This is a genomic window from Pseudomonas sp. GW460-LB5, assembly GCF_059423245.1.
In genome coordinates this window covers 28,195-42,330 of sequence record NZ_JBWKXT010000054.1, presented here as the reverse complement: position 1 = coordinate 42,330, position 14,136 = coordinate 28,195, and the positions used below count along the sequence as shown (strand labels likewise).

13 protein-coding genes are annotated in these 14,136 nt (G+C 62.1%); 3 read left to right on the top strand and 10 right to left on the bottom strand.

Translation table 11 applies throughout. The features are described from left to right. From AC07XM_RS25035 to AC07XM_RS24995, 9 genes are all read right to left on the bottom strand, one after another. The coding region (locus tag AC07XM_RS25035) for a DUF444 family protein (RefSeq protein WP_146024545.1) at window positions 1-296 on the bottom strand (296 nt) is incomplete at its 3' end. A gap of 141 nt (window positions 297-437) precedes the next feature. Beyond that, entirely contained in the window at window positions 438-2,360 is a 1,923-nt protein-coding gene (locus AC07XM_RS25030) for a PrkA family serine protein kinase (protein WP_016484608.1), read from the bottom strand. 284 nt (window positions 2,361-2,644) lie between these two features. Beyond that, entirely contained in the window at window positions 2,645-2,977 is a 333-nt protein-coding gene (gene glpE, locus AC07XM_RS25025) for a thiosulfate sulfurtransferase GlpE (protein WP_095116675.1), read from the bottom strand. A gap of 14 nt (window positions 2,978-2,991) precedes the next feature. Beyond that, a complete protein-coding gene (locus tag AC07XM_RS25020) occupies window positions 2,992-3,858 on the bottom strand; it encodes a symmetrical bis(5'-nucleosyl)-tetraphosphatase (protein ID WP_102689882.1) in 867 nt (288 codons plus the stop codon). Beyond that, window positions 3,858-4,238, bottom strand: a complete 381-nt coding sequence (apaG, locus tag AC07XM_RS25015) for a Co2+/Mg2+ efflux facilitator ApaG/CorD (protein WP_016484611.1) — start codon at window positions 4,236-4,238, stop codon at window positions 3,858-3,860. The genes AC07XM_RS25020 and apaG overlap by 1 nt, the downstream gene beginning before the upstream one ends. A 205-nt stretch (window positions 4,239-4,443) precedes the next feature. Continuing rightward, window positions 4,444-5,244: a 16S rRNA (adenine(1518)-N(6)/adenine(1519)-N(6))-dimethyltransferase RsmA gene (rsmA, locus tag AC07XM_RS25010; RefSeq protein ID WP_016484612.1), complete on the bottom strand. Its 801-nt coding sequence runs from the start codon at window positions 5,242-5,244 to the stop codon at window positions 4,444-4,446. Continuing rightward, window positions 5,241-6,230: a 4-hydroxythreonine-4-phosphate dehydrogenase PdxA gene (gene pdxA, locus AC07XM_RS25005; RefSeq protein ID WP_016484613.1), complete on the bottom strand. Its 990-nt coding sequence runs from the start codon at window positions 6,228-6,230 to the stop codon at window positions 5,241-5,243. Before pdxA ends, rsmA begins: the two co-directional genes overlap by 4 nt. After that, window positions 6,227-7,546: a peptidylprolyl isomerase SurA gene (gene surA, locus AC07XM_RS25000; RefSeq protein ID WP_033731906.1), complete on the bottom strand. Its 1,320-nt coding sequence runs from the start codon at window positions 7,544-7,546 to the stop codon at window positions 6,227-6,229. The genes pdxA and surA overlap by 4 nt, the downstream gene beginning before the upstream one ends. Beyond that, window positions 7,527-10,334, bottom strand: a complete 2,808-nt coding sequence (locus AC07XM_RS24995; RefSeq protein ID WP_060517971.1) for an LPS-assembly protein LptD — start codon at window positions 10,332-10,334, stop codon at window positions 7,527-7,529. The genes surA and AC07XM_RS24995 overlap by 20 nt, the downstream gene beginning before the upstream one ends. 130 nt (window positions 10,335-10,464) lie before the next feature. Here AC07XM_RS24995 and AC07XM_RS24990 point away from each other — a divergent pair, with 130 nt between their 5' ends. Genes AC07XM_RS24990 through AC07XM_RS24980 form a run of 3 tightly spaced genes read left to right on the top strand, consistent with a single transcriptional unit; the run spans window position 10,465 to window position 12,921 of the window. Continuing rightward, window positions 10,465-11,484, top strand: coding sequence for an aminoglycoside phosphotransferase family protein (locus tag AC07XM_RS24990; protein ID WP_016484616.1), 1,020 nt, complete (start codon window positions 10,465-10,467; stop codon window positions 11,482-11,484). Next, window positions 11,481-12,152: an N-acetylmuramate alpha-1-phosphate uridylyltransferase MurU gene (murU, locus tag AC07XM_RS24985; protein WP_102689881.1), complete on the top strand. Its 672-nt coding sequence runs from the start codon at window positions 11,481-11,483 to the stop codon at window positions 12,150-12,152. Before AC07XM_RS24990 ends, murU begins: the two co-directional genes overlap by 4 nt. A 1-nt stretch (window position 12,153) precedes the next feature. Then, window positions 12,154-12,921: a TerB family tellurite resistance protein gene (locus tag AC07XM_RS24980; protein ID WP_016484618.1), complete on the top strand. Its 768-nt coding sequence runs from the start codon at window positions 12,154-12,156 to the stop codon at window positions 12,919-12,921. Between the two features lie 134 nt (window positions 12,922-13,055). Here AC07XM_RS24980 and AC07XM_RS24975 read toward each other — a convergent pair whose 3' ends face one another. Further along, window positions 13,056-14,051 carry an alpha/beta hydrolase family protein gene (locus AC07XM_RS24975; protein ID WP_016484619.1) on the bottom strand — a complete coding sequence of 332 codons (996 nt, stop codon included), beginning with the start codon at window positions 14,049-14,051 and terminating at the stop codon, window positions 13,056-13,058. Between the last annotated feature and the right edge of the window lie 85 nt (window positions 14,052-14,136).

Sequence of the window (14,136 nt, the reverse complement as noted above, 5' to 3'; positions counted from 1 at the left end):
CCGCCACCCCCGCCGCCACCTTGCGGCCTGGGGATATGTTCGCCGGCAGTGAATTCCTTGTTGCCGGGGTGCACAACGGTCTGTTTACCCCCACGACCGTGGTGGAGCACGGGTTCGTCGATGTCGCGGCCCGGAATGCTGATCTGCTCGCCATGTTCCATGTCCATGATGGAACGGCGGCTTACCGCCTCTTCGACGGCTTTCTTGATGTGTTCACGGTACCGCCGCAGGAAGCGCTGGCGGTTGACCGTGCTCTTGTTCTTGCCGTTCAGGCGTCGGTCTATAACGTAGCTCATGGTCCCTCCGGTGACTGGATGCAGCTGCAAGCCACGAGCTTCAAGCTGCAAGAAAGAGCAGCCACCGCGGCTGCAAGCTGTGGCGTAGACAGAAGCGCCGACGCCGGGCAGCTTGCAGCTTGCGGCTAGAAGCTTGCCGCTTTATTGCGATTTCCTGACCCGCAGGTACCATTCCGACAGCAGGCGAACCTGTTTGTCGGTGTAGCCACGCTCCACCATGCGCGTGACGAAGTCGTTGTGTTTCTGTTGGTCTTCCTTGCTGGCCTTGGCGTTGAAGCTGATGACCGGCAGCAGGTCTTCGGTGTTGGAGAACATTTTCTTCTCGATCACCACCCGCAGCTTTTCATAGCTCAGCCAGCTCGGGTTCTTCCCGTTGTTGTTGGCACGGGCACGCAGCACGAAGTTGACGATTTCGTTGCGGAAATCTTTCGGGTTGCTGATACCGGCCGGTTTCTCGATCTTCTCCAGCTCTTCGTTGAGGGCGATGCGGTTGAGGATTTCGCCGGTCTCCGGATCGCGGTACTCCTGGTCCTGGATCCAGAAGTCGGCGTACAGCACGTAGCGGTCGAAAATGTTCTGGCCGTATTCGCTGTAGGACTCCAGGTAGGCGGTCTGGATTTCCTTGCCGATAAATTCGATATAGCGCGGTGCCAGGTACTCCTTCAGGTAGCGCAGGTAGCGTTCGCGCACTTCGGCAGGGAACTGTTCCTGTTCGATCTGCTGTTCAAGCACATACAGCAGGTGAACCGGGTTGGCCGCAATTTCGTGTGGGTCGAAGTTGAAGACTTTGGAAAGGATCTTGAAGGCGAAGCGGGTCGACAGGCCGTTCATGCCCTCGTCGACGCCTGCCGAGTCCCGGTACTCCTGGATCGACTTGGCCTTGGGGTCGGTGTCCTTGAGGTTCTCGCCGTCGTAGACGCGCATCTTCGAGTAGATGTTGGAGTTCTCTGGCTCCTTGAGGCGCGAAAGTACCGTGAACTGGGCGAGCATCTTGAGGGTGTCTGGCGCGCAGTGGGCCTTGGCCAGCGAGCTGTTGATCAGCAACTTGTCGTAGATCTTGATCTCATCGCTGACGCGCAGGCAGTACGGCACCTTGACGATGTAGATCCGGTCGATGAACGCCTCGTTGTTCTTGTTGTTGCGGAAGGTGTGCCACTCCGATTCGTTGGAGTGGGCCAACAGGATGCCGGTGTAGGGAATGGCACCCAGCCCCTCGGTACTGTTGTAGTTACCTTCCTGGGTGGCCGTGAGCAGTGGGTGCAGGACCTTGATCGGGGCCTTGAACATCTCGACGAATTCCATCAGGCCCTGGTTGGCCCGGCACAGCGCGCCCGAATAGCTGTAGGCATCGGCGTCGTTCTGCGGGAATTCCTCAAGCTTGCGAATATCGACCTTGCCGACCAGGGCGGAAATGTCCTGGTTGTTCTCGTCGCCCGGCTCGGTCTTGGCGATGGCGATCTGGTTGAGGATCGATGGGTACAGCTTGACCACTTTGAACTTGCTGATGTCGCCGCCGAACTCCTGCAGGCGTTTGGTGGCCCAGGGCGACATGATGGTGTTCAGGTAGCGCCGCGAGATGCCGTACTCTTCCTCGAGGATGGCCCCGTCTTCGGTAGCGTTGAACAGTCCCAGGGGCGACTCGAATACCGGCGAGCCCTTGATGGCATAGAACGGTACCTTTTCCATCAGCTGCTTGAGTTTTTCGGCCAGCGACGATTTACCGCCGCCCACCGGACCCAGCAGATAGAGGATTTGTTTCTTTTCTTCCAGGCCTTGGGCGGCGTGGCGGAAATAAGACACGATCTGGTCGATGCACTCTTCCATGCCATGGAAGTCGGCAAAGGCCGGATAGCGGCGGATAACCTTGTTGGAGAAGATGCGCGACAGCCTGGAGTTGGTAGAGGTGTCGATCAGCTCTGGCTCACCGATGGCCAGCAACAGCCGTTCGGCCGCCGATGCGTAGGCACTGCGATCCTCTTTGCACAGCTCGAGGTACTCCTGCAGCGAGAGTTCTTCCTGGCGCGTGGACTCGAAACGTTGTTGGAAGTGGCTAAAAATACTCATGACGTCACCTCGCTCGATACGTGGAGACGACGCCGGATCAGTCAGCTGATGCTGGCATGCAACCGGTTTTGCCGGCTGCTGTATACCCCCCAGAACACCCTGTAACGCTACCGATGACCCGCACGCCGGTGTACCGGCTCTCCCCTTTTTCTGGATGGCCTGCGCTTAAGAATAGTTGGTTATCGGCAAGTTCAAGGGGGAGGGGCGGAGAAGTTGCGAACTACCGTTCGTCAGATAAGCCGCAAGCCCGCACAGGGCGCGGGCTGCAGTAGAAATGAAAATTTTTATTCGGCGGTGCCTTGGGCGATCTCGGCCGGGTAGGTGGCGCGCCACAGTTCAAAGCCGCCGTCCACGCTGTACACGTCGGAAAAGCCCTGGCCGACCAGGTATGCGGCAGCGCTCTGGCTGGAATTGCCGTGATAGCAGACCACCAGGGTAGGTGCATCGAGGTCGGCGTTGCGGATGAAATCGGCAACCGAATGGTTATCCAGGTGCCGGGCACCGGTGATATGGCCGGCGGCGAAGGCTTGGGAGTCGCGAATGTCGACGACGACCGCACCTTCTTGCTTGCGAAGCTCCAAGGCCTGCTCGGGAGGGATGCGCTTGAATTCGCTCATGGGTACTACTTCCTTCAGGTGTGGTCGTTGAGTGTAGTGGGTTGTGCCGGCTGGCGCAGGGTGCCGTCGTCGGCGCAGTCACAACGGTGGTATTCGCCGCTGTCGACGTTGTACAAGGTCATGGCGCCGCCCCACACGCAGCCGGTGTCCAGGGCGATAACGCCTGGCTCGTTGACCCGGCCTTCGAGGGCAGCCCAGTGGCCGAAAATGATCTTCACATGCCGCGAGCGGCGGTCCTTGTGGGCAAACCAGGGCTTGTAGCCCTTGGGCGCGGTGCCCAGGCCTTCCTTGCTCTTGAGGTCAAGTTTCCCCTCGGCGGTGCAGAAGCGCATGCGTGTGAAGTAATTGGTAATGACCCGCAGGCGTTCGATGCCGGAGAGGTTCTTGCTCCACTTTTTCGGCTCGTTGCCGTACATGCCGTCGAGGTATAGCTTCAGGCGGCCGTCGTCGCGCAATACTTCTTCCACCTCAGCCGCAAGACCAAGGGCCTGGCCGAGCGTCCACTGCGGCGGGATGCCGGCGTGCGACATGGCGATACCCCTTGCCTCGTCGTAATGCAGCAGTTTTTGCTGGCGCAGCCAGTGGAACAGCTGGTCGGCATCCGGTGCTTCGATGATCTCGCGCAGCGTGTCGCTTTTCTTCAGGCGCTCGACGTTGTACCAGGCGGCCAGCAGGTGCAGGTCATGGTTGCCGAGCACGCACACCAGCGACTGGCGTATCGAATACAGAAAACGCAGGGTTTCCAGTGAATCGGGGCCGCGGTTGACCAGGTCACCGACCAGCCACAGGCGGTCAACGGCCGGGTTGAAACTGACACGTTCCAGCAGGCACTTGAGGGGCTGCAGGCAGCCCTGCAGATCACCGACGGCGTAGGTTGCCATCAGTGCAGCGCCCCGGGCACTGCGAGGCGGAAGGGGGCGATCTCGGCGTCGAAGCGCTTACCGTCTTCGGCGAACATCTGATAACTGCCTTGCATGGTGCCCACCCGGGTGGTGATCACCGCACCGCTGCTGTAAGTATGGCTCTGGCCCGGGTCGATGTTGGGCTGTTGGCCCACCACGCCTGAGCCCCGTACTTCCTCGACCTCGCCGTCACCATTGGTGATCAGCCAGTGGCGTGACAGCAGCTTGGCTTTCAGCGAGCCTTTGTTCTGGACGGTGATGGTGTAGGCGAAAGCGAAACGACTGTTTTCCGGGTCGGATTGTTCTTTCAGGTAGCGAGTCACGACGTTGACGTCGATTTGATAGCGGGGGTCGGACATGCAAGGGCCTTGGGCGAGCTGACGCAATAATGCAGTCTAGGCCATTGGGAGGGGGGAGGGCCAGCGGTGTGGGGCTTGTGGTCTTTGTTGTCAGCGCCGGCCTCTTAGCGGGTGAACCCGCTCCCACAGGAATTGCACAGTATTCGAAGGCTGTGGCGTACCTGTGGGAGCGGGTTTACCCGCGAAGAGGCCGGTACAAGCGATATCAGGCTTGCTGATCAGCCAACTGGTCAGCCAGGCGCACAAAGGCCGCCAGGTCCAGCTGTTCGGGACGCAAGCTGCCATCCACGCCGGCTGCCTCGATGGCCGCGCTGTCGAGCAGGCCTTTGAGGGTGTTGCGCAGTGTCTTGCGACGCTGGTTGAACGCTTCGCGAACGACGCGCTCCAGCAGCAGGTGGTCCTTGGCCGGGAACGGCAGCACCTCGTGCGGCACCAGGCGCACGATGGCCGAGTCCACTTTTGGCGGCGGGTTGAAGGCACCAGGGCCCACGTTGAACAGGTGCTCGACGCGGCAGTGGTACTGCACCATGATCGACAAGCGCCCCCAGTCACCACCGCCTGGGCCTGCGGCCATGCGCTCGACCACTTCCTTTTGCAGCATGAAGTGCATGTCGCGGATCAGCCCGGCATGGCTGAGCAGGTGGAAGATCAGTGGGGTGGAAATGTTGTAGGGCAGGTTGCCTACCACCTTGAGGCTGCGCGGCGGTACGCCCAACTGGTTGAAGTCGAACTTCAGGGCGTCGCCCTGGTGCAGGCGGAAGTTAGTGCGGCCAGCGAACTTGTGCTGCAGGATCGGCACCAGGTCCTTGTCCAGCTCCACCACGTCCAGTTGTGCACCGCTGCCCAGCAGGCCTTCGGTCAGGGCGCCCTGGCCTGGGCCGATTTCCAGCAGGTGTTCGCCAGCCTTGGCGTTGATGGCACGCAGGATGCGGTCGATGATGCCGGCGTCGTGCAGGAAGTTCTGGCCGAAGCGCTTGCGCGCCCGGTGTTGGTATTGCTCGTTCATGGTCGGTTCTCGGCCATCTGGTAGGCGGTTTCCAGCGCGACGCGCAGGCTGCCGGTGTCGACGTTGCCGGTGCCGGCGAGGTCCAGGGCGGTGCCGTGGTCGACCGACGTACGGATGATCGGCAGGCCCAGGGTCACGTTGACTGCAGCGCCGAAGCCTTTGTACTTGAGTACAGGCAGGCCTTGGTCGTGGTACATCGCCAGCACCGCGTCGCAGTGCTCCAGATATTTGGGGGTAAACAGGGTATCGGCCGGCAGCGGCCCGCGCAGGTCCATGCCTTCGGTGCGCAGGCGGGCCAGTGTCGGCTCGATGATGTCGATTTCCTCGCGGCCCAGGTGGCCGCCCTCGCCCGCGTGCGGGTTAAGGCCACACACCAGTATGCGCGGGTTGGCAATGCCGAACTTGTCGCGCATGTCGGCATGCAGGATACGGGTTACACGTTCGACGCGCTCGGCAGTGATGGCGTCGGCAATATCACGCAGCGGCAGGTGGGTGGTCACCAGGGCCACGCGCAGGCCGCGGGTGGCCAGCATCATTACCACCTGCGCGGTGTGGGTCAGCTCGGCAAGGAATTCGGTATGCCCTGAGAAGGCAATACCGCTTTCGTTTATCACGCCCTTGTGCACAGGGGCGGTGATCATCCCGGCAAAATGCCCATCCAGGCAGCCTTGCCCGGCGCGGGACAGGGTTTCCAGCACGAACGCCGCGTTGGCTTTGTCGAGCTGGCCTGGCACTACCGGGGCGGCGAGAGGGGTATCCCACACGTACAGGCTGCCCGCCGGTGCCGGACGGTCGGGCCATTGGCCCGGGACGACTGGCAGCAGGCTGACAGCCAGCCCCAGCTGCGTGGCCCGCTCGGCGAGCAGGTCACGGCTGGTGATGGCGATCAGGGGGTGGGGCTGGGCGTCTGCGGCAAGCAGCAGGCACAGGTCAGGGCCTATGCCGGCCGGCTCGCCGGGGGTGACGGCGAAGCGCAGGGGCTTCACTGGGCGGCCTGGTCAGCGCCAGGCAGCTTGATTTCAACGTAGGCTTCGTCGCGAATCTGGCGCAGCCAGGTTTGCAGCTCTTCGTCGTACTTGCGGTTGCGCAGGACGCTCTGGGCCTGTTGCTCACGTGCCTGTTCGGTGCTGTCGGTGGCGCGGCGGCCCAGCACTTCCAGAACGTGCCAGCCGTACTGGGTCTTGAACGGTTTGGTGACTACGCCTTGCTGGGCGTTGGCCATCTGTTCGCGGAACTCCGGTACCAGGCTGTTCGGGTCTACCCAGTTGAGGTCGCCGCCGTTGAGCGCCGAACCCGGGTCTTCCGAGAAGCTTTTCGCCAGCTCGCCGAAGTCTTCGCCGTTCTTGATGCGGTCGTACAGGCGCTCGGCCAGTTGCTCGGTGGCCGCTTCGCTGCGGATTTCGCTTGGCTTGATCAGGATGTGGCGTACATGCACTTCGTCACGCAGCACGTTCTCGCTACCGCCGCGCTTCTCCTCGAGCTTGAGGATGATGAAGCCATTAGGGATGCGAATAGGCTGGGTAATTTCACCGACCGGCATGCTGCTGAGCATCTTGGCGAAGTCGGGTGGCAGCTGGCCGGCTTTACGCCAGCCCATCTCGCCGCCTTCCAGGGCGTTTTCGCTGGCGGAGTTGGCAATCGCCATCTGGCCGAAGTCGGCGCCCTGGCGCAGCTGCTGGTACACGTCACCCACCTTGCGCGCTGCCTTCTGGATATCATCCGAGCTGGCGGCTTCCGGGGTCGGGATGAGGATGTTGGCCAGGCGGTACTCTTCCGACATCTGCATCTTGCCCATGTCGGAATTGAGGAAGTTTTTCACTTCCTGCTCCGACACCTGAATGCGTTCGGCCACACGGCGCTGACGCACGCGGCTGATGATCATCTCGCGCTTGACCTGCTCGCGAGCGTCATCGAACGACAGGCCGTCACGGGCCAGGGCGGCGCGGAACTGGTCCAGCGACATGCCATTGCGCTGGGCAATGGTGCTGATGGCCTGGTTCAGCTCTTCGTCGGTAATGCGGATGCCAGAGCGCTCGCCGATCTGCAGCTGCAGGTTTTCGACGATCAGGCGTTCCAGTACCTGCTGTTCAAGAGCGCTGGTCGGCGGCACGCCGCCGCCGCGCTTGGCGATGGTTTGCTGTACCTCATGGACGCGTTGGTCCAGCTGGCTTTGCATGACCACGTCGTTGTCGACGATGGCCACCACGCGATCAAGAGGTTGTACCGCGGCATGCACCGCGCCACTCAGCAAAGCGGCGCCCAGCAACACTGGGCGCAGACGATCAATAAGCTTGGTCTTCACGTTCACGGTAACCTTGAATGCCTTGGTCGAGGAAAGATTCGACCTTGTTGCCCACTACGCCACCGAGGCCTTTCAGAACGATCTGAAGGAAGATGCCGTGGTCGCCTTTTTCGTTCTGCGGAAGCGCCTGGCTGAAGTCGTCGTAATCGATCCAGTAACGGTTGATCAGGCGCAGCTTCCAGCAGCAGTTGTCGTACTCGAAACCACCCATGGCTTCCAGGGTGCGGTTGCGGTTGTAGTCATGCTGCCAGCGGGCGATGACGCTCCACTGCGGAACGATCGGCCAGATGACCGAGAAGTCATGCTGCTGGATCTTGTAGTAGTCCTTGATGTAGTTCGGATCGCCCGGGTTACCATAGTCGCCGCCGTCCACCCTCCACGAGCCCGTCGAGGAGTCATAGGCAATGGTGTCATTTCGATAGCGGTAACCAACGTTTACCACCTTGTTCGGATTGTCTTCAGGCTGGTAATGGAACATCGCGCTACCCGAACGGGTGCTGTGGCTGTCCGGGTCCCAGTTGAAGTCCGAATTGAAGCGCCAGTCGCGGTTGAAGTAGTAGTTGTATACCAGCGCATACGGCGACACATCAGACTGCGCGTAGTCACGTTTGCGATAATCGATGCCCGGCAACTGGACCTTGCGGTCCTTGAAGTAGTAAGCCTGGCCGATGCTGAAGTTCTGGCGCTCGAAACCGTTGTCTTCGATCCAGCGGGTGGTCACACCCAGCGAAAGCTTGTTCTCGTCGCCAATACGGTCGGTACCGCTGAAACGGTTGTCCCGGAACAGCGAGTCGTAGCTGAACAGTGTTTCGCTGGTATCGAACAGCGGAATGTCCTTCTGGTCCTTGTACGGGACGTAGAGGTAGAACATGCGCGGCTCGAGGGTCTGCTTGTAATTGGTACCGAACAGCGATGTGTTGCGGTCGAAATACAGGCCGCTGTCGACGCTGAAGATCGGCACATCGCGGCTCACGGTGCTGTCGTAGCTCCCATAGGCGCTTGGGTTCTCGCTGTGCAAGGCGATTGCGTCGGCTTTGCCTTTGCTGTCCAGGTCTAGATCGTACTGGGTGTAGGCATACTTCAGCTTGGGCGTAAGGAAGCCGTAGCTGGCTGTCATCGGGTAGCTGATTGACGGTGCGACGTTCAAACGTGTTCCGTTGGCGCGTTCAATACCCAGAATGTTCTGGTCGAGCCGGCGCCCATCGGGGCCTGCCGTGAGGTCCAGGTTGCCATCCTTGTCGAATACGGTGTCGTTCTTCAAGTCGCGTTCGAAGCGCGCGGCCTCGGTTTCGTAAGCGAAGTTCAAACCACCCGGCTGAGAGGGCAGTACACCATTGAAGGTAATCTGCGGCAGGCGATCATAAGGCGTGATCTGCGAAATGGTCGCCGCCTCGTAGGCGTGCACGTTCAACCGCGCGGTGTAGCTGTCGCCGCGGTAGGTCAACGCACCTTGCTGGTCAAGGAAGTCCTTGCTTTCAACGCCGATCTGGTCGGATTCCAGGTCCTGGAAGTAGAACGGGTCGCTGATGTCGGTGTAGTTCACCTCGGTCATCAGGCGCTCGTCCAAACCGCCTTTGTGCTGCCAGTTGACCATCCAGCGCTGTTCTTTGTAGTCAGTCTGGTCTTTGCGGTCGTCGTCTTTGTCGTTCAGGTAGGCGCCGCCGAACTGGCCTTCGCTCGAAGGTGTCAGGTAGCGGAACTCGCCTTCCATCAGCAAGCCGCGTTTGGTCATGTAACGCGGGTACAACGTGGCGTCGTAGTTGGGCGCCAGGTTGAAATAGTACGGCGTGACCAGCATGAAGCCGGTGTCGCTGCTGCTGCTGAACGATGGCGGCAAGAAGCCGGACTGGCGACGGTCGTCGATCGGGAAGTAGATGTACGGTGTATAGAACACCGGGAAGTCCTTGACCCGCAGCGTAACGTTGGTCGCGGTACCGAAACCGGTGGCCGGGTTCAGGGTGATGTTGTTGCCCTTCAGCTGCCAGGCGTTGCTGCCCGGTTCGCAGGTGGTGTACGTACCGTCCTTGAGGCGGATGATGGCGTTTTCACCACGCTTGGCATACAGCGCACTGCCGCGGATGTGCGACTTGTGCATCACGTATTCGGCGTTGTCGACCTGGGCTTCGCCGGTGTCGAGCTGGATCTGTGCCTGGTCACCGACCACCAGCGAACCGTTGTCACGAATCTTGACGTTACCCTTGAGCTCGCCACGGTTTTCGGTCTGGTAGAGGTTGGCCTCGTCGGCTTCGGCCTGCATGCTGCCCTGGCGCATCACCACGTCACCGGCGAGGGTAGCAATCTGCTGCTCCTGCTGGTACTTGGACACCTTGGCGTTGATGTAGGTCGGCGACTCGTCCTTCGGCGTGGTATCAGCCATGCCCGGGCGGGTTGGCTCGACATACGCGCCACCGCAGTACGGGCCGGTTTCGGCCAGCTGCGCGGCGGTGAGCTTTTCACGCGGTACCCAGTCCAGGTGGCTGTAGTCTTCGCTGCGCGACTTCAGGCCGCGGCCTTTGGCCTCGGTGACCAGCATCGGCCGGTCTGCGGTGTCGGCTTCGCTCGCGGCTTCTGTGCCGGAGCTGACGGCCGCACCCTCGTGCACCGGGCGCGGTGGCAGGTTGTTGACTGGCGCTTTGGGCTTGCAGTCCCAACCACCGGAGGCGGACACTTGGCAGTCGAATTGTTCGGCTGCCACTGCATATGAGGTGGCCAGAGGTTGCAGGGCCAGCAGACCGCCGGTTACCAGCAACGGAAACTTTCTACGAAACGCGGGGGATTTCAATGCCATCTTATTAGTCCGGGCTTCCTGCGTGCCATCTGCCCGCGTGTGGGGCCGCACGCCTCTCGATGGTCTGAAAAAGATGCTGGATAATAAAGCATGACCCGCTTGACGGCTAGGGCCGTCGGAGACCCTTGTAATGCCTGAACACGATGTACGCCTGCAACAACTGACGGTCTGGCTCGATGAGCAGCTCAATGATCTTTTCCGGAACAACGCCTGGGGCGAAGTGCCTGCAGGCAGCCTGACCGCCGCCAGCAGTGACGCCAGCTTCCGCCGCTACTTCCGTTGGCAGGGTGCGGGCCATAGCTTCGTGGTCATGGATGCACCCCCGCCGCAGGAAAACTGCCGACCGTTCGTCGCCATCGATCACCTGCTGGCCACCGCTGGTGTACATGTGCCGCTGATCCATGCCCAGGACCTGGAGCGCGGCTTCCTGCTGCTTGGCGATCTGGGTACCGAGACATACCTCGACATCATCAATGCCGACAACGCCGACGGATTGTTCGCCGATGCCATCGAGGCTTTGCTTGCCTTCCAGCGCCTGCCAATGGGCGCGCCGCTGCCCAGCTACGACGATGCCCTGCTGCGCCGTGAAGTCGAGCTGTTCCCCGAGTGGTACGTGGGGCGGGAGCTTGGCGTAGCTTTGAGCGAAGCACAGAAAGCCACCTGGCAGCGCGTCAGCCAGTTGCTGATCGACAGCGCCCTGGCCCAGCCCCAAGTGCTGGTGCACCGCGACTACATGCCGCGCAACCTGATGCAAAGCACCCCTAACCCCGGTGTACTGGACTTCCAGGACGCGGTGTACGGCCCCGTCACCTACGACATCACCTGCCTGTTCAAGGACGCCTTCCTCAGCTGGCCGCAAGCACGGGTCGAAGGCTGGCTGCGAGACTACTGGCAGCGGGCGAAGGCAGCCGGCATACCGGTGCAGGGTGACTTTGAAGCATTCCAGCGTGCCAGCGACCTGATGGGGGTGCAGCGCCACCTGAAGGTCATCGGCATTTTCGCCCGCATTTGCCACCGTGATGGCAAGCCACGCTACCTGGGCGACGTGCCGCGTTTCTTCGCCTATATAGAAGAAGTGATCGGCCGCCGGCCCGAATTGGCGGAGCTGGGTGAGCTGATTGCCGAGTTGCAGGCCGGAGCGCGTGCATGAAGGCAATGATCCTGGCAGCGGGCAAAGGCGAGCGCATGCGCCCGTTGACCCTGCATACCCCCAAACCGCTGATCCCGGTCGCCGGCCAGCCGCTGATCGAGTACCACCTGCACGCCCTGGCCGCGGCGGGCGTTACCGAGGTGGTGATCAACCATGCCTGGCTCGGCCAGCAGATCGAAGACCACCTGGGCGATGGCAGCCGCTTCGGGCTGAGCGTACGTTATTCACCCGAGGGCGAGCCGCTGGAAACCGGTGGCGGCATCTTCAAGGCCTTGCCATTGCTGGGTGACGCGCCGTTCCTGCTGGTTAACGGCGATGTCTGGAGCGACTACGATTTCAAAGGCCTGCAGGCCCCCTTGCAAGGCCTTGCTCACCTGGTACTGGTCGACAACCCTGGCCATCACGGGCGCGGTGACTTCTGCCTGGTAGGCGAGCAGGTCGTCGATGGCGATGCCGCATCGGGCACGCTGACCTTCAGTGGCCTTTCGGTGCTGCACCCGGCGCTGTTCGACGGTTGTCGGCCGGGTGCCTTCAAGCTGGCGCCGCTGCTGCGTCAGGCCATGGCGCAGGGCAAGGTCACTGGCGAGCACTACCGTGGACACTGGGTAGATGTTGGCACGCCTGAGCGCCTGGCCGAGGCTGAGCGTTTGATTGGCGAGCGCGCCTGACATGTGGTGGCCAGGCACGGTGATTGGAATGGGTGCCGGTTTTGCTGTTGCCAGCATTCCGGGGGCCTTGCTCGGGGGGCTGTTAGGGCAAGCCATGGACCGCCGCCTGCGCTTGCAAGGCTGGGAAGACATGCGCGAACGCCTGGGCGGTCGCTCGGCGTTGCGCGACGACGAGCTGCTGTTCGTGATGCTCGGGCGCCTTGCCAAGTGCGATGGCCGGGTGGTCGAGCAGCATATCCGGCAGGCGCGCCAGGAAATGGTGCGCCTGGACCTGGCCGAAGCGGCCCGGCTCCGCGCGATAGCTGCGTTCAATCGCGGCAAGGCAGGCAAGGACCGGCTGGGCAGCCATTTGCGCCGCATTCGCCAGCAGCCGCATGCGGCTGAAGGCACCCTGCGTGCGTGTTGGCGCATGGTCTGGGCCGATGGCAAGATGGGCAACAAGGAACGTGAGTTGCTGCTGGATTGGGGGCAGAAGCTGGGCCTCAGCCGGCGCCAGGTGCAGGCGATGTCGCTGGAGTACGAGCCGCGCAAGGTAGCCGGAACGGAAGGGGTAGCCATGACCTATGCCGCAGCGTTGCGCTTGCTGGCAGTTGAGGCGGACACGGATGTGGACAAGGTCAAGCAGGCGTATCGCCGGCTGGTCAGCCGGCATCACCCGGACAAGCTGGCGGGTACCGGTGCCAGCGAGGTGCAGGTGCGTGAGGCGACCGAGCGTACCCGTGAGTTGCATCAGGCCTACGCCATGATCCGTAAGCGCCGGGGCCTGTGAAAATGGGGCCGCTGTGCGGCCCATCGCGACACAAGGCCGCTCCCACAAGTTCGCGCAAAGCCCGAGGGGGCGCAGTACTTGTGGGAACGGCCTTGTGTCGCGATGGGGGTGCACGGCACCCCATCGGTTTCAGCTCAACCCTGCGGGCTCATCCACCCCCGCACCCGGCGGAACAACTGCTCCTGTTCCGCAGCCTTGTTCCCCGGCATGGCAATCAACGACAACTGCCGGTACTGGCTGTCCTTCTGCCGCTTGCTGGCTTGCAGACGCTGCGCGGCCGCGTTGCGGTCGCTGCTGCGGGTGACGTAATAGATATCGGCCGTCGGCACCTTCAAGGTCGGCGCCAGGCTTTCCAGGTCATGCTCAACCCGCGCCGGTGTCTGTGCCGCCACCATCACCAGTTTTTGTACCTGGGGTGGCTGCTTCTCACTCAGATAGCGGGCCGCCCAATACGCACCGCTACCATGGCCGATCAGCACGATGCTGCGAGCGTTGTGTTGCTGGGCGTACGCCACGGCGGCATCCAGGCGGGCGAAGATACGCTCGGCATCTGCAGGGTCCGCCTGCTCGCTGGCCTGTTCGGCGTCAGTGCTTTCTGCCGCATCGGCATCGGCCGCCGTGGCCTGGGCGACGTTGGCATTGGCATCGGCCGGCACGTCCTTGGCCGGGGCGCTTTCGCCTTGGTCTTTCGCAGGCTCGGCAGGCGGGGTGGCCTCGACCCGCGCTTGCGGGCTGTCGGCGAGCAGGTCGGGCAGGCTGACGCTCAGGCTGTGCCAGCCGACATCAGGGAATTTCTGCCGCAGCGGGCCGACCGCATTGGGCCAGTCGGCGGTCTCGCCTGCACCTGGGATGATGATGACGGCCCCTTGCGGGTCGTTGTCGTTAGCCGGTTTCCACAGGGCCAGAAAGCTGTCGGCACCGGCCTGCAGGGTCTGCTGCTCAGCCTTTGGCACCAGCCGCTCCAGCGCCTGGGCATCTTCCTGGCTGCGCTCCAGCAGGGGCGGGCGCGGGGCTTCGGCGGCTGGAGCCTCGGTGGTAGTGGTTTTTTCGGCATCGGCGGCCAAGGCGCCGAGTGGAAGGATCGAGGCCAGGCAGCACATTGCCAGCGTCGTGCGATAAAGTGTGGACATGAGTCAACCCAGGGCCAGAATGATACCGGCAGCCTAATAGTATTTGCCCGTGACGGCCATGCTGCATGGCCGCCTTTGCCAAGAC